The sequence below is a fragment of the Brevibacillus formosus genome, from assembly GCF_003013405.1.
In the GTDB taxonomy this organism is placed as follows: domain Bacteria; phylum Bacillota; class Bacilli; order Brevibacillales; family Brevibacillaceae; genus Brevibacillus; species Brevibacillus formosus.
This window is the reverse complement of record NZ_PXZL01000004.1, coordinates 47,892-74,577: the sequence shown is the minus strand read 5'-3', so window position 1 is coordinate 74,577 and position 26,686 is coordinate 47,892. Positions and strand designations below refer to the sequence as shown.

Genomic DNA, 26,686 nt, shown 5'->3' with positions numbered 1-26,686 from the left:
GCTTTTTAGACATAACGGTCCAGCTTGTTTTCGATGCGATCCTGGATAATGGAGAGTACGAAGCAAATCACCCAGTAAATAAGGGCTGCTTCCACGTAAACGAGCAGCGGCTCATATGTCGCAGCGACGACTTCTTGGGCTTTGCGAAACATTTCCGGTACCAGGACGACCGAAGCCAGCGAAGTATCCTTGACCAAACTAATAAACGAGTTGGACAAAGGAGGAATGGAGACGCGAGCTGCCTGAGGGAGCACGACTCTGCGCAGTGCTTGCCAATAGGTCATCCCCAGAGAGTAGGCTGCTTCCCATTGCCCTTTGTGAATGGACAAGATTGCGGCACGTACGACCTCGGAGGAGTAGGCACCGACGCTGAGAGAAAAGCCGATGATTGCTGACGGTATCGGATCGATCATCAAGCCGATGCTCGGCAAGCCATAAAAAATGATGAACAATTGGACCAATAACGGAGTACCGCGAATGATCGATACATAAAAGCGGGCGATGGCAATCAGCGGCTTTATGCCGGATAGACGTGCCAGCGCAGTGAGAACCGAAATGATCAGACCAATGAAAAAGGCAGCGATGGCGATTGTTAAAGAATAGAGCAAGGCTCCTTTCAACAGAGGAAGAAAGGAGCTTTGCGCGATATCGATCCATCGGTTCAGGCGTTCTGGGTTTTCAAAGAAGCTATTTAGAGACATCTGCACCAAACCATTTCTCTGATATTTTTGCGAGGGTGCCATCTTTCGCCATGTCATCCAGTGCTTTGTTGAATGCATCAACCAGCTCTGTGCTGCCCTTGCGGAAGAGGAAGCCGTTTTTCGCTACGTTCGGATCTTTTGCGATGATTTTGATAGGAACATCAGGCTTTTGCTTCATGAAGTCCAACAGGGAAATCCCATCGTTGATCGTTATGTCTACACGCTTGGAAACAAGCAGGTCAATCGCTTGGTTAAAGCCTTCCACACCGACGATTTCCGCTCCGTTTTTCTTCGCGATATCGGTGAGGTTACTCGTCAATGTTTGCGCTGCTTTCAGTCCTTTAATATCCTCGAAGCCTTTTACGGTCGTGTTGTCTTTATGGGTGACAAGGACCGCTGTGGATACAGTATATGGATTGGAGAAATCGTATTTTTCCTGACGATCAGGGCGAATGCCGACCTGATTCGCTACGACATCAAAGCGCTTGGAGTCAAGTCCAGCGAACATCGCATCCCATTGTGTTTCTTGAAACACAGGCTCTACACCGATGCGCTTCGCTACCTCTGTCACGACCTCCACATCATAGCCCGTCAGCTTGCCAGACTGATCATGGAACGTAAACGGCGCGTATGTGCCCTCGGTTCCGATCAGAATTTTACCGTCAGCTTTTACTTTTTCCAACAAGTTTTGTTCTGTTTTCTCTTCTGTTGGGGCAGGAGCGGCATTATTTTGCGGCGGCTGTCCCGTTGAAGACGACCCGCAACCTGCCAATGCGACTAACAGAGTGGAAGCGAGAAGGGAAAATAATAGTTTTTTCATAAATTAACCCCCACTAAACCGATGTGAATTTGAATAGGAACATACTAAAAGGGACAGACAATTTTGTCAACGAGTTTTCCTCGATAAAGGTTTTCTTCATGAGTAAGTATTACTTCGTGATATCCTCGCCGAACCATTTGACGGAAATTTTGGAAAGGGTGCCGTCCTGCTGCATCTCATCGAGCACCTTGTTAATCGCGTCAGTCAATTCTGTGCTTCCTTTACGGAACATGAAAGCGGTTGGTTGACCCTCAGTATTTTTAGCCACGACTTTGATTGGCGTATCCGGCTTTTGCTTCAGGAAATCAAGCACCGACAAATTATCATTAATCACGACGTCCACGCGTTTTTGCGCGATCAGGTCAATCGCTTGATTGAAGTTGTCTACACCGACAATTTCTGCTTCATGGGAGCGTGCGAGATCAGCGTAGTTGCTGGTCATGGATTGTCCGGCTTTCAAGCCTTTAATATCCTTGAAATCTTTGACAGTTTCGTTGTCCTTGTGCGTGACCAAAACCGCGCGAGAAATCGTATATGGCTTGGAGAAATCGTACTTTTCCTGACGATCAGGACGGATTCCTACCTGATTGGCAATGACGTCAAAGCGCTTGGAGTCGAGTCCCGCAAACATGGCATCCCACTGGGTTTCTTGGAACACAGGCTCTACACCGAGTCGCTTGGCAACTTCCGTGACAACCTCCACATCATAGCCGGTCAATTTGCCCGACTGATCATGGTACGTAAACGGAGAGTATGTACCTTCCGTACCAACGACGAGTTTCTTCTCGGCTTTTACTTTTTCCAGCAAATTTTGCGAAGCTGCTTGATCAGCAGGCGGAGTCGTATTATTTGGCTGAGAAGGAGAACCGGAAGTGCTGCAGCCAACCATTCCCAGTAGCAGACAAGATAGTAAGGTAGACAGAATGACTTTTTTCATGTTGTAATCCCCTTTATGTTAATCGGATTTCATGGATTCATAGTAGTGGTCGTTCATGGCTTTGTCAATGTTTAAATTGTTAAATCCTATTTGATTACTTTGAATTGAGGTCTGTGCAGCTGCGGGGAAGAGAAGAATATTTCCAGTCTAGGCTCCAGGCTCCGTCCTGCTGAGGGGTGAGACTGTCCGCTCCGAAGNNCTGGAAATATTCTTCTCTGGCGTAACTGATCAGGTTCTTTAAATCTTTTAAGGCATTTAAGAACCGGTTAACACGGAAAGCTCGTAGAGGAAACAGGAGAAAACAGCGAAGATCTTTGGTACACCGACCGAGCCGGAATGCAAAAAGCGAAACACGCCTTTAAGCGTCCACCTCTGAAACACATCCTGATAGGACCACTTTGGACGCGGTTTCGCTTTTTGCATGGAGGCGGGCAGAGGGTCCCACACCGGGTGGGACAAGAAGCTGAGCGTTTTCTCCTGTTTCCTCCCCACCACTACAGTAACGTTTACACTTGTTATCTCTTTTAAGGATTCTCTATTCATCCGGTAGCTATGTGCATGAGACGAAAACTTGGCGCATAAGTAGTGGTTGAGGTTCCTCGTCAAGAAGCGTACAATTAGTACGAATTGAAAGGCCTACAAGCAATGACGTGCTTGTTCTTCATAGGAGAGCGCACCGACAAAAGGAGTCAATCAACATGTTAAACGACTGGCGTATGTATACAGATGGAAGTGGCATGGAACAAAAGCATGTAGCTTGGCATGAAGTGCTGAAGGAAATCGCTCAATTGGATGGGGTAACGCGGACGTTGGTTCACGCAGCGTATGGAGACCATGTCGATTTGGTCGTAGCAGGCGGGAACAACGGCAAAGTATTGGTGCAATGGAAAGAACACGAGCCGGCGGAGCAGCACTTTGTACTTGCGGCAGACAAGCAATCGGCGGTGATGTCCACGCTCGTCATCGAGGGTAGTGAGGTTGCCTTTCCCCTTTCCTGGTGTGTTCCCCTTGAGCAGGTTGTTCCTTTGTGCGGAGATTTGCTACGAACATGTGAAAAAGGGGAGCCGAGCGAACTCGAATGGCTTCCGGTAGAAATGTAGGCAGGAGGGCAGCATGGAACTACAAACGTTGCAGCAGTCCATCCTCATCATGGCCGTCATCATTGGGATCGGTAGCTTAATCGGCTACCGGCAACCCTTGACTGCGGACTCTCGCCAACTCGTCATCACGATTATTGTAAACGTTGCCATGCCGTGCATTATTTTAGACGGGATCTTTCAGACAACCATTGATCAACAAATTTTATACCAAATTTTTGCAATATTCTTCATTTCGATCATCCTAAACTGCCTGGGCATTTTCATCGGCTGGTTAGGTGCGCGCGCACTACCGCTTCCTGTGAAAAAACGTCGGGAAATTGCACTCCTGTCTGGCTTGGGGAATACAGGCTTCATCGGTTTGCCGCTTTGTGCGGCATTGTTTGGGCCAAAAGGGGCGCTCTTGGCGGCTATTTTCGACGCAGGTGTGGATGTTGTGCTATGGACAGTGGGCGTGATGATGCTCCAGGAAAAAGGAAGCTTCTCCTTGAAAGGACTCAAAACACTCATCAACATTCCGATGATTGCGATCGTATTTGGACTCGGTTCTGCTATCATCGGGTTTGTGCCGCCTGAGCCTGTGAAGCAGCTGTTTGGAACGCTGTCCAAGCTCGCCTCTCCATTAGCCATGATGTACATTGGTATGCTCTTGCCTATGTTTTTGCGCAACAAACCGCAAGTATCCTTGAAGCTTTTGAGTATGCCACTCGCGTTTAAATTAGTTGTTTTTCCGCTGATGACGGCGTTTCTTTTGTCCGTTTTTTCAATCGACAGCGATATCGTCAGCGTTTCCCTTGTGCAAGTAGCAATGCCCACCCTGACATTAGCCTCGATCCTGTTCGGGCGCTATGCGGCGGATGAGGAGATGGGTGCCATGACGACGGTTTGTTCCACCTTGCTGGCGCTCTTGTCCATCCCGGTTGTTCTGGTCATGGGAAATTGGCTTTTGCACTAATCTCTCGCCAATCTCAGTCATAGTGAAACGAATCAGAGGAAACCTATGTCTAACAAGTAATGAATGACGAAAATGATGATCAGGGATGGAGGAACAACAATGAAAGGCAAATCGATTCTGGCTGTTGCACTGACACTCCAAATGGTGGCGGCTTACCCAGTGCAGGCAGGGGCTAGCACAGCACAAACAGCGACAACTGCGATACTGGTAAACGGAGAACAATCTTCCTTGGCAAAAGCACCACTTCTCGTCCAACAGCGCACTTATGTATCTGCCGAGGATGCGAGCCGGATTTTAGAAGGCACTTGGAAACAAGATGCAACGAATGGAGAAATGAAGCTGGCAAAAGGGACGCTGAAGTTTGAACTCGCTACAGGAAAAGTAGCGTTGAATGGCAAGTGGCTGCAAGATGGGCAGGGCGCAATCGTGCGTGACAAGCAAGTGTATGTGCCGTTGAGATGGATGGCGGAGCAGGCCGGACATCAAATCACGTGGAATGCCGAGAAAAAGGCGGTGGAAATTGTGATGGCTGGGGAAGAGAGTGCTTTTACGCTAGTCGATGCCGATAAGCTGACAGAACAGGAACGTGCGTTTATTGACTCGGTAAAAGAGCAGCAAGGCATTCACAAGCAGGGGGATCTTTACGTCATCGCACGTGGGCCCTCACCGAATCCTGGCTACGGACTGCAAGTAACCAAAGTCGAGCAGAGCTTGGAGCAACTTTTTGTATATGTCAAACAAACACTGCCTGATCCAGGTAAAATGTACCCGCAAGTGATTTCCTATCCGTATTTGGCGGCAAAAGTAAAGCTGCCACCTTACACGACGATTTCCTTTCTGGATGCAGAGACGAAGAAGCCGCTGTTTGAAACAGAGGGCAACGGAAGTCGATAAGAAAATCGGGTAAACGACGTAGAGGGCCTGCTAGTGGGAGCATGTAGCAGGTCCTCTTGTTTTTGTGTGATTCCTGATGTAAGATATGGTTGTGATTTCCTATCCCTTGAGAAATGGAGGTGTGTGTACGTGTTCGGAACTCTGCAAGCATGGTTTGTGGTAGAAACTTCCAGTATGACGCATGGTTTTGCATTCAACGGGACCAGTCTGTCCTTTTTTGCGCATACAACTGAACGGAGTTTCCATAGGCGTACCATGCATCGATCAGGGGCGGTTTGTTCTTGTCTATAATGGGTAACTGACGTAAGGTCGGTCCCTTTCACGATGCCGCAGGTAATGGCCTGCGGCTTTTTTGCGTCCACTCGCACGTGCGGTGTGGTCTCAAAATTGTGCCGGGGCCACCAGGAAATCCATTATTTTGAACCGTTACCAACATTTCAAGGAGGAAACAATCATGATTATTGTCTCGACACAGCAATTGCAGAAATCGTACGGAGCAGATCCGGTATTACAAGATATCACATTGGAAATCAAGGCAGGAGAACGTGTCGGGATTGTCGGACCGAATGGAGCAGGCAAAACCACGTTGTTCAAGCTGCTGGCAGGTATCGAAAGCCCCGATTCTGGAGAGCTTTTTCGGGCAAAAGGAACGATATGGGCGTACCTGCCGCAAACGCCGCAGTATCCGGCTGAGTGGACGGGGGCGGATGTTGTAGCCAGTGCTTTTGCAGACGTTATCAAGATGCAGGAGCAGATGCGCGAGCTCGAGCAGCAGATGGGATTGCTTTACGAAAATGAACAAGAGTTAAACCGTCTCATGCTGCGCTATCAAAAGCTGCAGGATGAATTTGAACAACTGGATGGCTATCAGTGGGAGACGAAAATGACTCAGGTGACACAGGGCTTGGGAGTTAGTTCAGAGCTGTTAGCAACACCTTTTGCCCAGCTCAGTGGTGGGGAAAAGACGAAGGCTGGACTTGCAAAGCTACTCTGCCAACAAAGCGATGTTCTGCTTCTGGATGAGCCGACCAATCATTTGGATGTGGAGTCGATGGAGTGGCTAGAGGAGTTTTTGAAAAATTATCAGGGCACGATTCTGATCATCTCCCATGACCGTTATTTTTTGGATGCGGTCGTCACGTCTGTCTATCATGTGGACGGAGGAGAAGCCGAATTTTATATTGGCAATTACAGTGCGTTCGCTACGGAGCGTGAAGAGCGTTTGCTGCGCCAGTTTGCCGCTTATCAGGAACAGCAGAAGCAAATCAAGAAAATGAAAGAGACGATCAAACGGCTCAAGGAGTGGGGCAATCGCTCCAATCCGCCGAACGAGGCTTTTCACCGAAGGGCAAAAAGCATGGAAAAAGCGCTGGCGCGGATTGAGCGTATCGAGCGACCGAAAATGGAAGCGGATCGCATGGGCTTGCAGTTTATGAAAACCGACCGAAGCGGGCAAGATGTGCTGAAAGCGACGGGGGTACAGAAAACATTTGGCGGAAAACAGTTGTTTGCGGACGCCAGCTTTTTATTGCGCTACGGGGAGCGAAAAGCGCTGCTTGGACCAAATGGCTGCGGTAAATCTACGCTAATTCGCATGCTGCTGGGAGAGGTTGAACCAGATGCAGGTACTCTCAAAATTGGCAGCAGCGTAAAGGTAGGCTACTTGTCTCAGCAAGCTTTGGAAGGGGACCAAAACCAGCGGCTGATTGACGTTTTTCGTGAAGTAGCCAGAGTGACGGAGCCGGAAGCACGGCATTTGCTGGCTCGGTTTATGTTTTACGGCGAACAAGTTTTCAAGCGCATCGGGCAGTTGAGCGGCGGAGAGCGGATGCGACTGCGTTTGGCCCAAATGATGCATCAGGAAATCAACCTGCTCATTCTGGACGAACCGACCAACCATCTGGATATTGAAGCGCGAGAAACATTGGAGGAAGCATTGGCAGATTTTTACGGGTCGTTGTTCATCATCTCGCATGATCGCTATTTCCTGCAAAAGATGGTGGATGGTGTATTTTGGGTAGAAAATAAGCGGCTGGTTCACGATGTAGGTTCCTATGAGGAAGCAAGGGAAAAGCAAAAACAGCGGATCGCTGCTCGTGCCAGTAAGCCGGAGGAAATAAAGCAAAAGCAGCCAACAGTCAAGCAAGTACAAGAGACGGCCGCGACAAATGCGACAGCCAAACGTCCGAACCCTTACAAGCTGGCAGAGCTTGAACAAAAAATAGCATCATTGGAAGGGAAAAAAGGTGAACTGACGGCCTTGCTCCAAAGTGAAGGGTCCGATTACGAGCAGTTAGTAGCTTGGCAACAAGCGATCGATCAGGTGCAGCAGGAGATAGAGGTAACCTTTTCGGCTTGGATGGAGCTACAGGAACAGTAGGTTGCCATAAAAAGAGCACCGTCAGCAAAGTGTTGATGCTGGCGGTGCTTCCTTTTTATATGGCTTACGATTGCGCTTGTGTGCTTGGTTCTGGCAGACGGCGATAGCTGCTGACGAACCAGAGGAGGAGCAATACCATCAAGACTCCTCCAAGGAAGAACGGACCGCTGTGGGAGACTTGGTAAACCGCTCCACCAGCTAATGGACCCAAGATGCGTCCAAGGCTGTCCATCGAGCTGATTGCTCCACTCGTCACGCCTTGGCCTTGTGTTGTCCGTTGAGTGATCATTGCTGTGGCTGTCGCTCTGATCATTCCTTGTCCTGCTCCGAATAATGAAAGGATCAGCGCCAGCACCCAAAAGCTACCCGACAGCGGAATGGCGAAAAATCCAATGCCGTAAAGAATCATCCCAATAACGAGGACACTTGCTTCCCCTAGCTGCTTGACCATTCTTCCGATCAGCCCGCCTTGTACAGCGGCAGCGATCAAGCCCATGACGAGAAACATATAGCCGAGGTCTTTGGAGGTAAAACCGTACAAATCACTTATGTACAGGGCAAAGGTCGTTTCCAGTCCGGAAAAAGCAAAGGAGACGGTGAACAAAATACCGTACAGCAAGGACATGGAACCGAACAAAGAGACAAGCGGATTTTGTCGCTTTTCTTTTTGCAGATTCGCCCGTTTTTCTTTCGGCAAGCTCTCTGGCAAGGCAAACAGGATCAGGAAAAACGTAAGCAACGCCACGATACCCGAAGCGTAGAAGGGAACGGCAAAGCCGAATTCACTGAGCAGTCCACCAATTACCGGACCGAAGACAAAGCTAAGTCCAATCCCGGCGCCAATGACCCCCATCCCTTTTGCCCGTTCTTCTGAAGGGAAGAGATCCGCTACCATAGCCGTTACAGTTGGCAATGCGGCAGCCGAGACGATTCCACCCAAAATGCGATACAGGAGCATTTCTGTATAACTTTCGGCGAGTCCAAACAGGATAAAGGTGATGGAAAAGCCGAACAGCCCGAATGAGATGAGTGGCTTTCGCCCGATTCTGTCTGAAAGTGTTCCCCAAATCGGTGCAAACACCAGCTGCATAATATTGTAGCTGGCAAAAAGCATGCCGATTTGAAACGAAGTCGCACCCAATTTCTCCGCGAAAAAGGGAAGAATGGGGATGATGATGCCAAAACCGAGCATGATGAAAAAAGCAATAAAGAACAAGAGGGCAAGGTGCTTCTTATTCACTACAAGTCTACCTCTTTTCGCACAAAAATCTGTTCAAGCGAATTGTTTGCTTTTTCCACCTTACGTGAAGGAAAAGGCGAAGTCAAGCCAGCAACGTGGGCAGTTATAGCGAGACGTGCTATAATAGAAAAGAAATAAGAATGGCTACTTATATTGTCAAGTATATATCCATGAGGTGTTTGTTACATGTCTACTGCGATGCTTTACTACCTGGCCTGGCATGAAGATGATTGGCTGGATGAAGTGCTCGATCGTTTTCCTGAGATTAATGCTATTGTGCCTTCAGTCAAAACGTTTGAGCTACTGGCTAAACAAAGAGAGTCCGGAGAAGTTGAGCGAGCTGTCCTCGTTCTGAACGCGGCTGTCGAACAAGAGAGATGCAAGGAGTTTTTACGCCTGTGTCAAGAACATCCGCAGCTGTCCGCGGACCCTTTGTATATCGTCGGATTGAAACCGGAAGAGGAGGAGGCGTGGCAAGAAGCGTATCCACACGCGAAGATCATCGTCATTACCGGCTTTGCTGTCGAGTTTGATTACGATGCCGTCCTCGCAAGGATGGAAATCGATCTGGAGGGAGCTCATTGAAAATAAACCCGAATGAATTCGATTTGAAGGCGTTTCTGCACCGTTTCGGATTGGTTATTTATACAGGTGATCCTGAAGGGGATTTGCTGTTGATAGAAGATGAAATTCGGGAGCTATATGAGCTGAATGTCATTGACAAGGAAGAGTTCATTGAAGCCATGTCAGCGCTGCGCAGCAAGCGTAAGGCTGAGGGAAGAGAATAGAGAGAACGTGTTTGCCAAGCCGTGTGTATGCGGTTGTTGGTGAGCACGTTTTTTTGTTTTGGAATCTCGAATTCTATTTTGTAAGAAATTCTTCAGAAATACTTATCCTTTTCTTAAGGATTTCTGTCTTCTTTTGAAAGGTTTACCCGTTAGGATAGAGTACAGAGAGAAAGGAGGCGGCACAGGTGGAGTTTACAGGGTATTACGAGCTATTCTGGGAGATGGTTACAGGCATGCTGGGAAAATTCATTCCAGATGAGATTACAGTCATGACCATGGGGGCGCAGATTGCCAATACAGGAGCGGATTTTTTTACAGCATTTACTGTCATATACCCCGTTTTTTTTACCGTTTCTTGCGCGGGGTACTTGCTGGGCGCGAAGGCATTTGGCTCGATGACCCGGAAGTCGGGCTTGGGTGACTTGCTGTCGGCATTGCGCGGGCCAATGGGCTGGCTGCTTGCTTTTGGTATCTTTCTTCCGATTATTCGTCATATCGTGCCAATCCTCGCTGGTGCGAGCCGAATGCCGTTTCGGCAGTTCCTTCTATACTTTTTACCGAGCAGTATTGTTTGGACCTTGCACTACTTTGTGGCAGGCTATTGGTTCTCTGATCAACTGGAAATATTGGTTGCGGGCGTTTATCAATATAGCAAAATTACGTTGATGATTGTTTGTTTCGCAGTGTGTTCGTTCCTCTTGATTCGCCAGTTGCAGCGTTTTGGTGGAATGAAAGAACCTCGAACGAATAAGCAACCACCTGTTTCGTAATCGATATGAATGCCTGGACTTCGGCGTCTACTATCCGCGAGCTTTTCGGATGGCAGAGGCCCTTTTTGTTATGTTTGGATATTTTTAAAAGTTTGCAAAGGAGAAGTTTACATATGGTAATGATGGGGTAAATCACCAAATGCAGCGATGGGCATTGCATTTCTGTTTGGGGAAGAGTGCGGCTGGTGGTCGGCGAAAGACTTGGAAGCACGAACGAAGGTAGGGCGTCGCTTTGAACCGACACTTGATGAAGCGGTGAGGAAAAGACTGCGTGCTCGTTGGAACAAGGCAGTTCACCTTTTTGTTACAGCTAAGCGAAGGGGAATGTAAAAAAGCAACCAACTGCCAAAGCGAGCACAAGGCGTTTGGCGGATTGGTTGCTTTTATGATTTCTTCCACTCGAATGCAGGCTCCCAGCCAAAGCTGTCAAACCATTGCTTTCGTCTAAAGTTCGAGAGAGCTTGTCTCACATAAGGAATGACGTTCGGGGGTAATTTATCCATGTCCACCCATACGAGCTCATCGCATTTATTCGGCTCGGCATTGATAATTTCTCCGCGCCATTTTGTAGCAGCGACAAAAAAATCGATGCGCTCATCATTGGAGCGACGATGCATGACGCCTACCATCTCCAAGCTCGCTGGATCGATGTCAATTCCGCATTCTTCTTTGGCCTCGCGGATCGCAGCTGTCTTTACTTCTTCATTCCCATCCAGATGTCCAGCGGGAACACTGTAATTGCCGTCTTCGTATCCGGTATTGTAGCGGCGTAATAACAAGACTTGCTCACCCTTTACCAGAAAAAGGTGAACGGCTACCTGCATTGCGAAGCGCTCTTTCTGCATGCGAATTCTCCTCTATTTAATGATATTCTTCCGGGCGATGATTCTCGGCAGCCTGTCTCCGGCGTTCCAGTCTGTTCTTTTTCAAAATAGGCGAACTTGTCATGGCAAAGAGCAGCATGCCAATCCCAGCAACACCTAAAACGATCCCGATAGTAAGATACAGCCAATTCATTGAAAAAGACCTCCTTAATTCATGCAAAGCGAACATGATTATGAATGGGAACTATGCTATAATGGCACAGTGTGTTTTTACCTGATTCTCGGTAGTAATTTCTAGAAAACGCAGGGAGGATTTTGCGAGATGACTCAGCATACGTCTGTTGATCAGCTATCCATTAATACCATCCGCACGCTGGCGATTGATGCCATCGAGAAGGCGAATTCCGGTCACCCGGGAATGCCGATGGGTGCAGCTCCTATGGCACATGTACTGTGGAGCCGCTTTATGAAAGTAAATCCGAGCAATCCAAAATGGATTGACCGTGACCGTTTTGTCCTCTCAGCAGGACATGGCTCTATGCTATTATACTCGATGTTGCATCTGATGAAATACGATGTTTCACTGGAAGACCTACATAACTTCCGTCAATGGGGCAGCAAAACTCCTGGTCACCCTGAGTTTGGGCACACGGCGGGTGTTGACGCGACAACAGGTCCACTGGGACAAGGGATCGCGATGGCTGTCGGTATGGCAATGGCTGAAAAGCACATGGCAGCTGTTTACAACCGTGACAATTTTGACATCGTTGACCATTACACATACGTAATCTGCGGCGACGGTGACCTGATGGAGGGTGTATCCAGCGAGGCTTCTTCCCTGGCTGCTCACCTGAAACTGGGCAAAATGATCGTGCTCTACGATTCGAACGATATCTCTCTGGATGGCGAGCTTTCCCGTTCCTTCTCTGAAAACGTAGCGGGTCGCTACCAAGCGTATGGTTGGCAATACATTCGCGTAGAAGACGGCAATGATCTGGCTGCTATTGACGCGGCTATCGCAGAAGCGAAAAAAGACTTGGATCGTCCTACCTTGATCGAAGTAAAAACCGTCATTGGATACGGAAGCCCGAACAAAGGCGGCTCCAGCTCTTCTCACGGCGCTCCGCTTGGAAAAGACGAAGTGAAGCTGACAAAAGCAAACTACGAGTGGCACCATGAAAGCGAGTTCCACGTACCACAGGAAGTGACGGATTTCTATGCAGGCTTGGCTGATGCCGGTGAAAAAGCAGAAGCTGCTTGGCGCGATCTGTTTGCTGCTTACGCAAAAGCGTATCCGGAACTGGCGCTGCAATTTACGACTGCACAGGAAGGTCATCTTCCTACTGGTTGGGACAACCATATGCCGACGTATGAAGCTGGCGCAAAGCTAGCGACGCGCGTTGCTTCCGGTAATGCGATCAATGCATTGGCAAACAGCGTTCCATTCTTCCTGGGTGGCTCTGCTGACTTGGCACATTCCAACAACACGGTGATTAAAGAAGCGGGCAACTTCCTGCCAGGTTCTTACGATGGCCGCAACATTTGGTTTGGTGTTCGCGAATTCGCCATGGGTGCAGCCCTCAACGGTATGGCTCTCCACGGTGGCGTAAAAGTATACGGCGGTACGTTCTTCGTGTTCTCCGACTACTTGCGTCCGGCAATTCGCCTCTCTGCACTGATGAAGCAGCCAGTTGTCTATGTATTTACACATGACTCGATCGCAGTTGGTGAAGACGGACCGACGCATGAGCCGATTGAGCAGCTCGCTTCCTTGCGTGCGATGCCTGGCTTGACCATTCTTCGTCCGTCTGATGCAGTGGAGACGAACGAGGCTTGGAAATATGCTGTATCCCGTACAGATGAGCCAGTTGTACTGGTACTGACTCGTCAAAACCTGCCAGTCCTGCCAGAGACTATCGAGAAAGCGGCAGAAGGCGTGAGCAAAGGTGCGTATGTTCTCGCGGACGCGCCAAGCGGCAACCCGCAGCTCATCCTGCTCGCAACTGGATCTGAAGTATCCCTCGTGATGCAGGCGCGTGAGCAACTCCTCGCGAAAGGTATTGAAACACGCGTTGTTTCCATGCCGAGCTGGAACCTGTTCGAGCGTCAACCGAAAGAGTATCGCGACGCTGTGATTCCGCCGTCTGTAAAAGCACGTGTGGCGGTAGAAATGGGCTCTCCAATGGGCTGGGAGCGTTACGCTGGCGATAACGGTACGGTCATCGCAATCGATCAGTTTGGCGCATCTGCACCAGGTGAGCGAATCATGAAGGAATACGGATTCACGGTAGAAAATGTCGTGGCTGAAGCAGAAAAATTGCTGAAATAAAATCGTAAACCTTTAGGAAAAGCCTATCTTCTGTTTCAGGAGATAGGCTTTTCCAGTGACAAACGAGCTTCAATATGGAATGATAGACTACAATCCAAAACAGAAACTTTTTTGAAATCGTGCCGTCTATATAAGATGTGGGGGAGAGAGAAAACCAGGAGGTAAATAATGGCAGCAAAGGCCAAGAAGAAAGTCAAGAAGAAAAAGAACAACTTGCTGATGATTGCCGTATCGTTTGCAATTTTCCTTTTCCTTAGTGTGATTGGGGGCTACTTCGCCCTGTTGTATGCGGGAGACCGGATGATTGAGGAAAACGTACAGAAATTACAGGACTTGAAAGCAGAACCAACGGTCATATACGACAAAAACGGAGTAGAGATGACGAGCTTGATTCGTCAAAAGAACCGTGAATACAAGCCGATCAATGAAATGCCAAAAGTTTTGATTAATGCTTTCCTCGCGGTTGAGGATAAGCGTTTTTACGAACACAAGGGCGTCGATATGGTTCGGATCGGTGGCGCCATAGTCAATGACATCAAAAAAGGATCGCTGGCTGAAGGGGGAAGTACGATTACCCAACAGCTGGCAAGAAACGTCTTTCTCACCCTAGATCAAACATTCTGGCGCAAAACAAAAGAAATGAGTATTGCGATTGGCTTGGAGCGCAAGTATTCCAAGGATCAAATTTTGGAGATGTACTTGAATCGCGTGTATTTGGGCGAAGGGGAATTCGGGGTTGAGGATGCGTCCCAATTTTACTTCGGTAAGTCGGCGAGCGATGTTACCGTTGCGGAAGCAGCGATGCTGGCGGCGATTCCAAAAGCACCGAGCACCTATTCACCATTTAACAATCCGGAAAAAGCCAAGCTGCGTCGAGACACTGTTATACGTCTTATGTATGAGCAAGGCATTATTACCAATGAACAAAAGGAGGCAGCTCAAGCGGAGGCGCTGCCTACGAAAGCGCATGAAGTGGCTGGTGCGAGCTTGAAAAAAGGCTATCGCGCGTTTTTTGACAATATGTTGAGAGAGTCCGAAGCCAAGTTCGGCGTGACAGAAGAAGAACTGTACCGCGGAGGCTGGAACATTTACACGACCTTCGATCCGAAAGTACAGGATGCCATGGTAGAGGAATATGCCAATGCCAAAAACTTCCCGAAAGACGGCGCCAAGCGCGGTGTAGAATCATCGATGATTGTCATCGACGCGAAAACGGGCGGAATTGCCGGGATGATGGGCGGACGCAACTATGCGCCAAAAGGCTTTAACTATGCGACAGACATGAAGCGTCAGCCGGGCTCCAGCTTTAAGCCGATTGCCGTGTTCGCTCCAGCAATCAATAAAGATATCAACAAATGGAACTCGAATTCGCAGCTGAGCAACAAAAGGCAAAGCTTCAACGGCTATGAGCCGCGCAACTACAATAACCGCTACACTGAAACAGTAAGTATGGGCAGGGCGATGATCGACTCTGCAAACATCCCGCCTGTATGGCTGTTAAATGAAATTGGTGTATCAGAAAGCTTGGCATACCTGAAGAAAGTCGGCATTGAGCTGACTCCGAAGGACCGAAACCTGGCCATTGCCCTTGGGGGATTGGATGTAGGTATTTCTCCGATGGAAATGGCTCAGGCGTATACTCCATTTGTAAATGGAGGGGTAGTGTCCGAGGCGCACTCGATTACTAAGGTCGAGAACAAGGCAGAGGGTGTTGTACGCGAATATAAGGCGCAACAAACAGAGGCATTGAAGCCGGAAGCAGCTTGGGAAGTTCATACAATGCTGGAGAGAGCGGTTCAGGAAGGTACAGGGAAGGCGGCACGGATCTCTGGCCGTCACGTTGCTGGTAAAACAGGAACGACGCAATCGATTGCAGGAGATAGCAAAGCAAACAAGGATGCTTGGTTTGTAGGCTATACACCGGAATACGTCGGTGCAGTCTGGATGGGCTTCGATCCAGAGGATAAACAGCATTTGATGCACCAAGGAAGTAGCATGACGGCGCAAATGTTCTCCAAAGTGTTGGCAACAGCCTTAAAAGGAGTGCCGTCATCGGATTTCGTACGACCAGAAGGCGTCGTACAACATAAACAAGAGGAAGTTGAACCGGAAATCCAATTGGCTGCAGACATGACATTGGATACCAGTACCAATAAATTGATGGTCGTTCTTAGCTGGATCGGTGGAGCTGATGGCAATACGTACGATTTGTACCGCATTAGCGAAAACGGCGAGAGAAAACTCATCTCTGCGGGTATGAAGGAAACCTCTTATGTAGATGTGCTGGATAGTCCGAAACAGTATCAGTATCAAGTCGTTCCACGAAATGCACAAGGCGAGGAAGGCACACCTTCAAAAATAGTCCCAATCGATTCCAAGAAGCTGGAGAATCTGATTAATCAAGATCCAGGTCATAACGAGGAAGGCAACAATCAGGGACAAAATCCAAATGGTACTGAGAATGGCAATGGTGAAATTCCACCTGACCAAGGTACAGAAGGAACTGGTGAGCATACAAATAATGGAGATGGCGGTCAATCGCCAAATCCGGGAACAGGTGAGGTTCCACCGGACATCGGGAATCAAGTACCTGGTCAGACAAATGGTTCCTCCAATGAAATTCAATTACCGCCACCTCCACAAGAAGAGGGGCAGAACCAGTTCCCAGATGCTTCAAACGGCTAAAGATTAGCCCAGCAAGAACGATTCAAAACCGATTCGACTATTTGCACAACTTCTTTCACGTGGTACAATACCATTAAATCGGGAGACAGGGGGGACAGTCCATGTCTAGCTACGCACAAAGGGATCTACCCACATTTTTCAAAGAACAGTTACGCCAAACCAAGGTGAATTTTGAGCGAGCACTTGACTGTAAACACACCGATTTCGATGATCTTTACCCATACATGAACGAGCAGCCACAGTTCTTCTGGTACAAACGCTACGTGGCTTGGTCAGAACTGTTGACTATCGTACGTCTAGCTGAACAATTGGGTATTGAGTGGACAGAGGATTTCAGTGAGCAGCAGGTAGAATTCATTCAAGGCAAGGTTCTCCAAGGAAAAGTGCTCGATTATTGGAACTCAGAAGAAGAACAAGAAGAATCGATGAGGGAATTGGAAGAAGAAAAATAAATGTGATTGTAAAAACATGGCGCGTTCCCATTGGGGGACGCGCTTTTTTGCGTGCGTTAAGCAAGACTCATTTACGAAAGTAACCGTGTCTAATGTTTCATACATGTTTATGTATTAATGTAAATAAATGTATACATTTTTGGTCTTCTCTTTTGTTATATGTATTGGCACCATACTTGCATTTCTAATAGTGTGTACTTTATTTCATTCCAAATGGAGAGAAGGTGAAGCTGCACAAAACGAGATACGGCATCCTCGCAACAAACGAAAATACGGTTACCATTCAAAGGAGGTTTGCTCATTCATGAAGAAAAAGAGTCGCACGGTACACACAGGCCGCATGGTGGCTGGTGTCCTTCTCTCGACATCATTTCTATTGGGGACGGTTGGTAGTCCTGCCCAAGCCTTGGCAGCCAAGGATTATTCGAGTGCGTTCGGTAGGGATGGGAGTCAAAACGTTCCGCCTTCTGGAAAATATGTGGAGAGTAAGCTGGACCCAGTCACCTCGTTTCAGCATCAATCCATTGACGAAGCAGGAGAATATCCGCATCCGGTGGAGCCGACCTGGAGTGTAGAGGAGCAAGAGTCTTCTAACGAACAGCAGCGGAGCATGAAGGCAAATGCCGAAAAGTACACGATGTCCGATTTGAACAAGCTCAGCTACGACGAATTAGTCAATGTGTTGGTGACGGTCAACTGGGAGCAGATTCCTGAACTATTTGATTTTACCCCCGATTCTTATGCCTTTTACAACGATCGCCAGCGCGTTCAGGCCATCATTGACGCATTGCAGGTCAGAGGCACACAATACTCCAGCAGCGATTCTAAAGGAATTGACACCTTGGTTGAGGTTCTTCGCTCTGGATATTACCTCGGCTACTACCATCAGGAATTATCCTATCTCAATCAGAGAAGCGAGCATCAAAAAGTGTTCCCTGCTCTGCATGCCATTGCAGACAATCCGAATTTCAAATTAGGGACAGATGCTCAAAATGAGGTGGTAGGTGCATTTGGCGGACTTATCGGAAACACTTTTGTAAGCGCTTCCCTCGTGGAGAAAGCTGCCCCGATCATCCGTCAATACGAAGAACAAATGGATACTTTCATTACGCAGCGGAGTGCGGGAGATGCTGTTTTTCGTATCATGAGCCAGATTAGCTATATTCTGATGTGGAGAGTAGATGAACCAACCAAGCAACAGGAGTTTTACGGCAAAATCGATACGTATCTGAACGAGCTGGGAAATCTCGCCTTGCATGGCGATACGGATGAAGCGAAAGAATGGGTCCTCGACAATGGGTTTTATCACAGTGCGTATTTGGGAGAATACCATTCCAATCCGAATAAGGGCAACGAGGTCCTCACAGAAGCGTTGGAGCTTTATCCGTATGTGGGACTTCAGTATATGCAGGCAGCGAAGCTGATCCAGACGGTCTATGGCGGAAAAGATGCGCAGGGAAGAGACATCCAGTTCAACATGATTCGTGAGGATGCCATGAAAAAATATCTGCCCAAAGAATATACGTTTGATGACGGAAGCATTGTCATGAAAACAGGCGGAGATGTCACAGAAGAAAAAGTGAAACGGTTATATTGGGCGGCAAAAGAGGTAAAAGCTCAGTTTCATCGGATGGCAGGACGAGATGAACCGATGGAAGAAGGGAACCCCGACGATATTTTGACCATTGTCCTTTACAATAGTCCTTCAGAGTACAAGATGAATAATCCCCTGTACGGCTATGAAACGGACAACGGGGGCATGTATATCGAGGGGAAGGGAACTTTCTTCACCTACGAGCGAACACCGCAGCAGAGCACGTACACACTGGAAGAGCTGTTCCGCCATGAATTCACGCACTATTTGCAAGGGCGCTACGCTATACCTGGCTTGTGGAATGAAGGACCGATTTACAGAGACGAGAGACTATCGTGGTTTGAAGAAGGAGGAGCAGAACTCTTTGCAGGCTCCACGCGAACAACAGGTGTTCTGCCACGAAAATCCATGGTCGGCAATCTCATTCGTTTTGGACAGGACAATTGGTATACGGCGTCTCAAACTTTGCACGCACGCTACGGCACATGGGACTTTTATACGTATTCATACGCCTTGCAGTATCACATGATGAAAGAGGACTGGAACAAGCTGGACGATATCATGGATTACATAGAGGCCAATAACGTGGATGGTTATGACCAGTTAATCCGTACGCTCAGTAATGATTCCGAGCTAAATCGGGATTACCGCCGTACAATGGAATCGCTGGTAGACAGCTATCCGGATCTGACCGTGCCGCTGGTGTCGGATGATTATCTGGTCAAGCCAGACCCCAAAGCAAGTACAGAAATTTTCCGGGAAATTGAAGAGGTTACTGGATTGCAAAATGTGTCTACAAACAAGCACGATTCAGAGTTATTCCAAACCTTTACGTTAACAGGGACGTACACGGGTACGCAGGCACAAGGGGAGAAGCAAGATTGGGGAACGATGAGTCGCATGACAGACGAGTTTCTAACTACACTTTCTTCCCGCCCATGGAACGGCTACAAAACCGTAACCGCCTACTTCACCAACTACAGAGTTAATGCGTCCAATCAGTTTGAATATGATGTCACGTTCCATGGGGTTCTTCCAGAACAGGGAGATGGTGAGAACCAGCCGCCTGTTATTGTCATGAACGGACCGTCAAAAGCGGCTGTAAACGAGGAGGTTGCATTCAGCAGTAACGGAAGCTCCGATCCGGATGGCAGCATCGCATCCTATCTGTGGGAATTTGGAGATGGCACAAGCAGCAGCGATGCCAATCCTGCGCATGTCTACGAAAATCAGGGAGAATATACCGTGAAGCTGCGAGTAACGGATGACAAAGGAGCGGTTGCTGCGAAATCGATGACGATCACGATCGAGGAGCAGGGTGGAGAAATCGGGGAAAAGGAACAGGAGCCAAACAACAGCTTTTCAGAGGCTAATCCATTGAAAAGCAATGTGGTGTTGAATGGTCAAACAAGCAAACAAGACGACAAGGACATTTTTGCCTTGAACGTATTGGGGAAAGGAACAGTGAAAATCAACGTAACAAGTGAGCATGATACTGGTTTGAACTGGGTCGTCCACCACGAGGATGATCTGAATAATTATCTCGCTTACCCCAAAACCTCAGGAAAAACGCTTTCCGGTGAGTTTGAAGCAACTCCGGGCACCTATTATTTGTCCGTGTACAACTTTAACGGTGAAACCATTCCATACAAAGTAACCGCGGAATTGCCAGAAGAAGATACAGAAGCAACCGAAACGGAGCCGAACAATTCATTCGATGACGCTAATGCGCTACAGTTTGGCGAAGAGCTAAGTGGTCAAACCGATCGTACAGATGTCAAGGACACGTACATCATTCAGGTTGAAGAGGAAGGGATCGTTCAAGTTACGGTAAGTAGCGAGAAGGACGAAGGCTTAAACTGGGTGGTGTTTCATGAAGATGATCTCGAAACGTATTTCGCCTATCCCGAAAACGCAGGTAAGAAACTGACGGGAGAATTTGAGGCAAAACCAGGGAAATATTACTTGCTAGTCTACAATACTAACAACACAAAGATTCCGTACAAAGTTATCGTGAACGCAGAGTAATCCCCCATTCATAGGAAGAAAAGCCCTTTCTATCCCTTGTTTTTTTAGGGATAGAAGGGCTTTTTTTCGTTTGATAAGCGTCTGGTAAAAATCAGCACGTAACGGGATGGCGTTCCGCACGTCTTTTCTTTACGGAGCCTAAAAAATCAATGGAGCCAATTGTAAATGACTTTTGGCGTCTCTTCCTCAGGACCAGCCGGGAGAACGAATGGAGCTGGGTTGCTCCAAGGCTGGGCAGAGGACGGGGCATTCGAGATAATGAATTCTGTCCCCAATGAAACAAAGGTGTACAGTTCTTCTACAGCGGCATTGTACAAGCGAACACATCCGAGCGAAACAGATGAGCCGATGCTCTCTGGATGGTTTGTCCCGTGGAGGGCGTACCCGTTCTCCTGAAAGACCATGCCCCTCGTTCCATAAATATTGTCATGTCCACGGGGCTGATTGATTTTTTTCTGAATGGTATAGTAGCCTTCGGGTGTAGAACCGTTTTTACCTATGGCGACGGGATAGCTGCGTACCAGATGGGACCCGCTGATGAGCTTCATCGTATGTGTCGAGGTAGTCAAGTGAAGCTGTAACGGTTCGAAAGGCGCCACGGGCTCCGGATAGCCGGGAAGCGGCAGCACATTGCGCAAGCTGTCCCATGCGGACCCTGCCAAGAAGGCTTTGGGATGATACGGATAGCTTTTTAACAAAAGTCTCTTTGGCGGTACTGGAATTTGCGGCAAATAATTGCCTGGATAAGCGCCAGCCAGATCAGACAGCTGGGCAGGCAACGTACCCGTTTGCTGATAATAGCGATACAAGGCGTTTCGCAAGATCAGTACATGCTGGAGGGTTAGCTGCTCATCCGTGAGTTCTCCCTTACTTGTTGCAAGTGCCGGTTCTCGTTCGAATTGCACAGGTTTATCCCACCATTTTTCACTGAGAACAGTCCGACTTGTCGGATTGTAACGCACGATGCCTCGGACTTCACGCGGCTGATAAAACAGCAAAGGACGGAACAACGGCGAACCAGGTACTTCTGGGACAACCATCACCGTAAAAGGCTGCGTCAGAGCAGGACGCCGGGACTCTACATAGCGCCGGACCTGTTCAGATAGCTCACGCGCACTAAGTGTAGGAGGAACTGCAATGACCTCTACATGTGGCTGTGCTTGACCAGGTGTCGGTACGGGCTGTTTGGCAGCCTGCGGCATTGTCTTGGAGGACGCATCCCTCAACGGTCCGGGAGAAAAAGCGAATTGAAAATAGAGAAACAAAAGTGAAGCCAAGAGTAAACGCGTTCGATTGCCCAAGGAATTGCGTTGTCGCTCCCGCAGCAGTCGTTGATAAGCGTCACGCGTCTCGTTGTAATACGAGCCTTGCTTGGATACAAGGCCACGCCTGTACGCTTCGAGAGCCTGTTCCCGGTTTCCTTGTGCTTCTCGTTCTTGGCCAAGGTGAAACCAGCCGATGGCTTCGTTTGGATACTGCGTCGTATACCACCGGTAAAAGGCGAGGTCGCTCTGATCCGGATATTTCATATGAAATGTACTTTTTTCCTGAAGAAAGGAAACCTTGTCCACGGATACTTCTCCCCCAAATAAATGAGCGTTCAAAAAGGCGCCCTTATAAGGATGTATCGGCGGGAGTCGGGAAAATAATGAGAGTGGAGGTCAAAAATGGTTTATTTGCGAACGATCAAGCTGCTGAGAGAGGATTTTCCGAACACGAAAGAATATCCGTTTCACCTGCCCTCCTTGCGTAAGCTGGAAGCGATCGAGCTTGCGAGCAGCGTCACATTTTTTGTAGGAGAGAATGGCTCAGGTAAATCGACGTTGCTTGAGGCTGTTGCCTATCAATGTGGTTTCCATACGGCTGGCGGATCGCGGAATAATTTTTATGAAGTGCATCGCTCGGAGGCGAGTCTGGGTGACTACATACGTCTTTCCTGGCTGCCCAAAATAACGAATGGCTTTTTTTTGCGGGCTGAGAGCTTCTATCAGTTTGCCAGCCATATCGATCAGATGGGCTCTGAAAGCTATAAAAACTACGGCGGTCGCTCGCTGCATGAGCAGTCGCACGGAGAATCATTTTTCGCGCTGTTTGCCAATCGCTTCAACGGCAGGGGAATCTATCTGCTGGATGAGCCCGAGGCTGCTCTTTCACCGAAGCGTCAAATCGCTTTTTTGTACGTGATGCGCGATTTGGTAGAAGAAGGAGCACAATTTATCATTGCGACGCACTCGCCGATTCTATTGGGCTATCCCGGGGCGACTATCCTCAATTTTGATGAATCGCCGGTACAAGAGGTGAATTATCGAGATACGGAGCACTATCAATTGACGCGCCGTTTCCTGGAGAAGCCCGATCTATTTTTAGATGAAAAATAATTTTCATTCTTCCTGTCACAAAAATCGCCTTGGCGGTTTCTATTAGATGAACGAAGCAGTAGAGGCATTTGTCAATGGCGCACGCAGGAAGGAGGAATTCCAGTGGAGGTGCAAGCAAACCTGGTGATGAACCATGCTCGAGTAGAGGATCATACAGATTCCTTTCAACAATTGTTTACGACCTATTATCCGTTTGTGGTCCGACAGATCATGCGAATTGTGAAAGATCAACAAACGGCAGAAGATATTGCCCAGGATGTATTTCTCTCCTTTTACCATACGGATCGCTCGGTGATCGAACATATCCCGGCATGGCTGTCCAAGTCCGCACTCTACGCAGCGTACAATTATCTTCGTTCAGAAAAACGCCGGTACGCAAGACAAGAGCGAAGTGCATCCGAGCAAGAACACGTCAGTCCTTCTACAGAAGAGATGTGGCTTGCAAAAGAGTCCCAGAGTATCGTCCGCGATGTGCTAGAGGAGCTAGACGAGCGGGAACGGACCTTGCTGGTCATGAAATATTCCGGATTTCCTTATGCGGAGTTGGCGAAAGCGACTGGTACGCAGATTAGCTCGGTGGGAACACTCCTTGCGAGAGCGAAAAGTAAATTTCGTACCATCTATGGCCGGATGAGGGGGGAAGAAGAATGAAATGTGCCGATACAGGCTTTGTCCAGGCGTTCTTGGACGGTGAGTGCAGTTCAAAAGAAAGTAAGCAATTCCTGCTTCATCTGGAGTACTGTGAAACCTGCCGTACACAGCTGGATGAACTATCCGCGCTGGATAGCTGGACACGTGAGAAGATGGAGCATGCTTTTTCCGAGACACACGATGTGAGGGTCAATACGGAAGCAGCGTGGCAGCGATTTTCGCAATCCATCGAGAAAACGACTGACACATATGCACAAGAAAGACAAACGATAACAAAACGAGCAACAATCAGAAGGAGCTGGAATCAGATGAACAAGCAAACAAAAAGATGGGTGACAGGTGCTTCGGCAGCAGCAGTATTGGCTGTGTCCCTGTCTTTCCCCCAAGTACAAGCAGCAGCGAACGATTTTCTGTCCATTTTCCGCATGGATAAAGTTGAATTCGTCAAAGTGACGCAAGAAGATATGCAAGAGCTGGAGCAATGGATCGCAAACGGCAATTGGGGCGAGACGGAACTGCCTGGTATCGGAAAAATCTGGATGGATAAAAACGATAAAGAGAAACTTGAGCAAAGAAGCTACTATTACAACAACAAGGAATCCGCTGAAAAGGCTGGCGTGAAGCTGCCACAGCTGCCGCAGGACGTCACGGTGGATAGTGTAGACATCCAATCTCCTTTTACCATGCACATGGAGATCGATGCCGATCGTGCAAACAAGCTACTGGCGCAATTGCAAGTAGAGGCGCGCTTTGATGAAAAACTGAGTGGCAAACGCTTCTCCTTGAAGATTCCACAGATGCAGCAGGTCAGGATGCTTGTCGGAAAAGATAATATTAGCTACTTTGTCGTAGGCGCTCCTGAGCTAAGCGCACCAGAGGGAGTCGATCTGGCACAGCTTCGTGAGACACTCTTGGCCCTGCCGTTCATTCCGGATCAAGTGAAAAAGCAGATGATTAGCATCGAAGACTGGCAGCATACACTCCCGGTACCATACATGGCAGACGGCGAGAGCAAGATGAAGGAAGTAAAAGTGAATGGTCAAAACGGAATGCTGATCACAGGTAAATACAATGCGCATCTGATGTGGCAGCAGGATGGACAGATTCACATGCTGGAAGGCAGTGAAAAGAGCGCAGATGGGCTGTTGGATTTTGCAAATCGGCTGAAATAAGTAAACAAATAATGGGGTATTCGCAGAGTTTTCCTGAAGAAGGAGGGCTCTGCTTTGTCCCGTTTTGCAATGGGGAAAGTGAGGTAAGCGATGTCAGACTATGTGATAGAGACCTGGGAGTTGACTAAGCAATATAACGGTCAAGCCGGCTGCAAAAATATTACGCTACAAGTACCGCGCGGCTCCGTATTTGGTTTCCTCGGTCAAAATGGAGCGGGTAAAAGTACCTTTGTCAGGACGATGCTCGGGTTATTGCACCCAACGAATGGCAAAGCGGTCATGCTTGGGCAGCCGATTGGCAGTGTAGAATCGCGAAAAAAGGTAGGGTACTTGCCAGAGCTGTTCCGCTATCCGGATTGGTTGACGGGTCAGCAGCTCTTGGAGCATCATGCCGAGGTGTGTGGATTAACACATCGCGAGAGCAAATCCGTGATAAAAAATGTCGTTGAGCTGGTCGGAATGGCTGGACGCGAGCGTGAACGCATCCGGGGCTTTTCCAAAGGCATGCAGCAGCGTATCGGGATTGCCTGCGCCCTCTTAGCCGATCCAGAGCTGATCTTTCTCGATGAGCCGACCTCCGCACTGGACCCAATCGGGCGAAAAGAAGTGCGTGAGCTAATCGCGCGGCTGCGTGACCAAGGAAAGACGGTTTTTCTCAACAGTCATCTACTGAGTGAAATGGAGAGCGTGTGCAACTACGTCGGGATCATTCACCGCAGTGAGCTGGTCGTACAAGGCGACTGGCGCAAGCTGAGCACCGTCCAACCACAAATTGAATTGACAGTGGACAAGGATAGCGCAGGCTTTTCTAACGAGCTTCCTTCCTTCGTCACAGAGAGTCGTCTTGTCAGACAAGGGGAAAACCGTGATACTTGGTTAATGACGCTGGATCAGGACAATCGGGTACCGGCTCTGTTGCAACAGTTGATTGCTTCAGGGGCTGGAGTACATGAAGTCGTCCGCAAGCAGCACTCACTGGAAGAGGTATTCCTCTACTGGGTGCAGAAAAAGGAGGGGGAACGACATGTGGCCGATCATCAAAATCACGTATAGAGAAATGATCTCCAAGCGTATTTTCACGATTACGCTGATCATGTCGCTGGCCTTCCTGCTGCTATTTGGACTGGCAACAGGCTATGCGATTAAGGAAATGAAGGAATCGTCGTTCGGAAACGCAGGTCCAGATGCATTGCTGCAAAAAAACTTCTTTTCCACGCAGCTCTTGGGGATGGGCTTGTACTTTGGCTCCGTCATTACGGCACTCTTGGCGATTTTGAGCAGTGTTGGGAGCATCGCATCTGAAATCGAGAGCCACCAAATCGACACGTGGCTGGCCCGCGCACTGCCTCGATACAAATATGTATTGGGGAAATTTTTCGGGTTGGCAAGTATGTTGGGGCTGTACGGACTCCTGATGTTCTTCGGACTTTTGGCGATTAACCAATGGGTGGGCGGAGGTGCGCTGGCTGTTCAGGTAGGAGGAGACCAAATCCTGAAAGCAGCCGCTTTCTTCGTAGGTATGCCGATCATTCTTGTCTGTGTAGCCATGCTCTTGAGCAGTATGACTACAACAGTAACGGGCGGGATTATCCTGATCATTCTGTACGGGATCAGCTTCATTGGTGGCTTTATCGAGCAGCTTGGTGTTGCCTTTAGCAACAGCTCACTCACGAACATCGGGATTATTTCCAGTCTGGTATTTCCAACCGATTCGCTATTTAGGCAAATGACGATCTCGCTATTTGATACAGCTGACGATCCGCTGTCCTTTGCTTCGCAAGGAATTTTCGGTACGACTTCTCCTCCGAGCACTACCATGCTCATCTACTCCATTCTCTATGGTCTCGTGGCGTTGGGGCTGTCCATTCGGGTGTTTCAAAAGAGAGATGTATAAGAAAAACAAGAGAACGGCTGATTCGTGCCGTTCTTTTTCTTTTCTCCCTTGATTTTTATGATGTTAATAGAAGAAATGCGGTTAAAACAGTTTATGC

General features: G+C 48.5%; 23 protein-coding genes. 16 read left to right on the top strand and 7 right to left on the bottom strand.

The genetic code is table 11. The features are described 5' to 3' along the window. Nucleotides 1-5 precede the first annotated feature (5 nt). From C7R91_RS04965 to C7R91_RS04955, 3 genes are all read right to left on the bottom strand, one after another. Nucleotides 6-701, bottom strand: coding sequence for an amino acid ABC transporter permease (locus C7R91_RS04965; protein WP_047072038.1), 696 nt, complete (start codon nt 699-701; stop codon nt 6-8). Beyond that, nucleotides 688-1,521, bottom strand: coding sequence for an amino acid ABC transporter substrate-binding protein (locus C7R91_RS04960; RefSeq protein WP_047071708.1), 834 nt, complete (start codon nt 1,519-1,521; stop codon nt 688-690). The genes C7R91_RS04965 and C7R91_RS04960 overlap by 14 nt, the downstream gene beginning before the upstream one ends. A gap of 109 nt (nt 1,522-1,630) precedes the next feature. Next, nucleotides 1,631-2,458 carry an amino acid ABC transporter substrate-binding protein gene (locus C7R91_RS04955; RefSeq protein ID WP_047071710.1) on the bottom strand — a complete coding sequence of 276 codons (828 nt, stop codon included), beginning with the start codon at nt 2,456-2,458 and terminating at the stop codon, nt 1,631-1,633. Nucleotides 2,459-3,156: 698 nt separating this feature from the next. Here C7R91_RS04955 and C7R91_RS04945 point away from each other — a divergent pair. The 4 genes from C7R91_RS04945 (at nt 3,157) to abc-f (ending at nt 7,784) form a co-directional block, all read left to right on the top strand. Then, nucleotides 3,157-3,558 carry a hypothetical protein gene (locus C7R91_RS04945; protein ID WP_047071713.1) on the top strand — a complete coding sequence of 134 codons (402 nt, stop codon included), beginning with the start codon at nt 3,157-3,159 and terminating at the stop codon, nt 3,556-3,558. 13 nt (nt 3,559-3,571) lie between these two features. Next, on the top strand, nt 3,572-4,510 hold the full coding sequence (locus C7R91_RS04940; RefSeq protein WP_047071715.1) for an AEC family transporter: 939 nt from the start codon (nt 3,572-3,574) through the stop codon (nt 4,508-4,510). A 99-nt stretch (nt 4,511-4,609) separates the two neighbouring features. Beyond that, nucleotides 4,610-5,404 (top strand): stalk domain-containing protein, encoded by a 795-nt coding sequence (locus C7R91_RS04935; protein ID WP_047071716.1) that lies wholly within the window; start codon nt 4,610-4,612, stop codon nt 5,402-5,404. A gap of 454 nt (nt 5,405-5,858) precedes the next feature. Further along, a complete protein-coding gene (gene abc-f / locus C7R91_RS04930) occupies nt 5,859-7,784 on the top strand; it encodes a ribosomal protection-like ABC-F family protein (RefSeq protein ID WP_047071718.1) in 1,926 nt (641 codons plus the stop codon). A 64-nt stretch (nt 7,785-7,848) separates the two neighbouring features. Here the strand turns inward: abc-f and C7R91_RS04925 are convergent, their stop codons facing one another. After that, nucleotides 7,849-9,024 carry an MFS transporter gene (locus tag C7R91_RS04925; RefSeq protein WP_047071720.1) on the bottom strand — a complete coding sequence of 392 codons (1,176 nt, stop codon included), beginning with the start codon at nt 9,022-9,024 and terminating at the stop codon, nt 7,849-7,851. A gap of 186 nt (nt 9,025-9,210) precedes the next feature. Between C7R91_RS04925 and C7R91_RS04920 the strand changes: the two genes are divergently transcribed. From C7R91_RS04920 to C7R91_RS04910, 3 genes are all read left to right on the top strand, one after another. Further along, entirely contained in the window at nt 9,211-9,609 is a 399-nt protein-coding gene (locus tag C7R91_RS04920; RefSeq protein WP_016743052.1) for a hypothetical protein, read from the top strand. Then, complete coding sequence (locus tag C7R91_RS04915) at nt 9,606-9,812, top strand: YqgQ family protein (RefSeq protein WP_015892550.1); 207 nt, start codon at nt 9,606-9,608, stop codon at nt 9,810-9,812. The genes C7R91_RS04920 and C7R91_RS04915 overlap by 4 nt, the downstream gene beginning before the upstream one ends. A gap of 185 nt (nt 9,813-9,997) precedes the next feature. Then, entirely contained in the window at nt 9,998-10,582 is a 585-nt protein-coding gene (locus C7R91_RS04910) for a DedA family protein (RefSeq protein ID WP_047071723.1), read from the top strand. Between the two features lie 383 nt (nt 10,583-10,965). Here C7R91_RS04910 and C7R91_RS04900 read toward each other — a convergent pair whose 3' ends face one another. Together C7R91_RS04900 and C7R91_RS04895 are read right to left on the bottom strand one after the other, a co-directional pair. Then, nucleotides 10,966-11,427, bottom strand: a complete 462-nt coding sequence (locus C7R91_RS04900; RefSeq protein WP_047071727.1) for an NUDIX hydrolase — start codon at nt 11,425-11,427, stop codon at nt 10,966-10,968. A gap of 16 nt (nt 11,428-11,443) precedes the next feature. Further along, nucleotides 11,444-11,599, bottom strand: coding sequence for a hypothetical protein (locus C7R91_RS04895; protein WP_236697919.1), 156 nt, complete (start codon nt 11,597-11,599; stop codon nt 11,444-11,446). Between the two features lie 129 nt (nt 11,600-11,728). Here C7R91_RS04895 and tkt point away from each other — a divergent pair, with 129 nt between their 5' ends. The 4 genes from tkt to C7R91_RS04875 all read left to right on the top strand — a co-directional run bounded on the left by tkt (nt 11,729) and on the right by C7R91_RS04875 (nt 20,494). Then, on the top strand, nt 11,729-13,735 hold the full coding sequence (tkt, locus tag C7R91_RS04890) for a transketolase (RefSeq protein ID WP_047071731.1): 2,007 nt from the start codon (nt 11,729-11,731) through the stop codon (nt 13,733-13,735). A gap of 168 nt (nt 13,736-13,903) precedes the next feature. Then, nucleotides 13,904-16,420: a transglycosylase domain-containing protein gene (locus tag C7R91_RS04885; protein ID WP_047071732.1), complete on the top strand. Its 2,517-nt coding sequence runs from the start codon at nt 13,904-13,906 to the stop codon at nt 16,418-16,420. Between the two features lie 101 nt (nt 16,421-16,521). Then, nucleotides 16,522-16,872 (top strand): hypothetical protein, encoded by a 351-nt coding sequence (locus C7R91_RS04880; protein ID WP_047071733.1) that lies wholly within the window; start codon nt 16,522-16,524, stop codon nt 16,870-16,872. A 304-nt stretch (nt 16,873-17,176) separates the two neighbouring features. Then, the gene (locus C7R91_RS04875) at nt 17,177-20,494 is read left to right on the top strand and encodes a collagenase (protein ID WP_047071735.1); all 3,318 of its coding nucleotides are present in this window, start codon (nt 17,177-17,179) and stop codon (nt 20,492-20,494) included. 146 nt (nt 20,495-20,640) lie between these two features. Here the strand turns inward: C7R91_RS04875 and C7R91_RS04870 are convergent, their stop codons facing one another. After that, on the bottom strand, nt 20,641-22,065 hold the full coding sequence (locus tag C7R91_RS04870) for a L,D-transpeptidase family protein (RefSeq protein WP_047071737.1): 1,425 nt from the start codon (nt 22,063-22,065) through the stop codon (nt 20,641-20,643). A gap of 96 nt (nt 22,066-22,161) precedes the next feature. Between C7R91_RS04870 and C7R91_RS04865 the strand changes: the two genes are divergently transcribed. The 5 genes from C7R91_RS04865 (at nt 22,162) to C7R91_RS04845 (ending at nt 26,589) form a co-directional block, all read left to right on the top strand. Further along, a complete protein-coding gene (locus C7R91_RS04865) occupies nt 22,162-22,872 on the top strand; it encodes an AAA family ATPase (RefSeq protein WP_047071738.1) in 711 nt (236 codons plus the stop codon). A gap of 102 nt (nt 22,873-22,974) precedes the next feature. Next, nucleotides 22,975-23,523: an RNA polymerase sigma factor SigX gene (locus C7R91_RS04860; RefSeq protein WP_083995126.1), complete on the top strand. Its 549-nt coding sequence runs from the start codon at nt 22,975-22,977 to the stop codon at nt 23,521-23,523. Then, on the top strand, nt 23,520-24,695 hold the full coding sequence (locus C7R91_RS04855) for an anti-sigma factor family protein (RefSeq protein ID WP_047071739.1): 1,176 nt from the start codon (nt 23,520-23,522) through the stop codon (nt 24,693-24,695). The genes C7R91_RS04860 and C7R91_RS04855 overlap by 4 nt, the downstream gene beginning before the upstream one ends. A gap of 90 nt (nt 24,696-24,785) precedes the next feature. Beyond that, the gene (locus tag C7R91_RS04850) at nt 24,786-25,748 is read left to right on the top strand and encodes an ABC transporter ATP-binding protein (protein WP_047071740.1); all 963 of its coding nucleotides are present in this window, start codon (nt 24,786-24,788) and stop codon (nt 25,746-25,748) included. Beyond that, the gene (locus C7R91_RS04845) at nt 25,720-26,589 is read left to right on the top strand and encodes an ABC transporter permease subunit (protein ID WP_047071741.1); all 870 of its coding nucleotides are present in this window, start codon (nt 25,720-25,722) and stop codon (nt 26,587-26,589) included. The genes C7R91_RS04850 and C7R91_RS04845 overlap by 29 nt, the downstream gene beginning before the upstream one ends. The last annotated feature ends 97 nt before the right edge of the window (nt 26,590-26,686 follow it).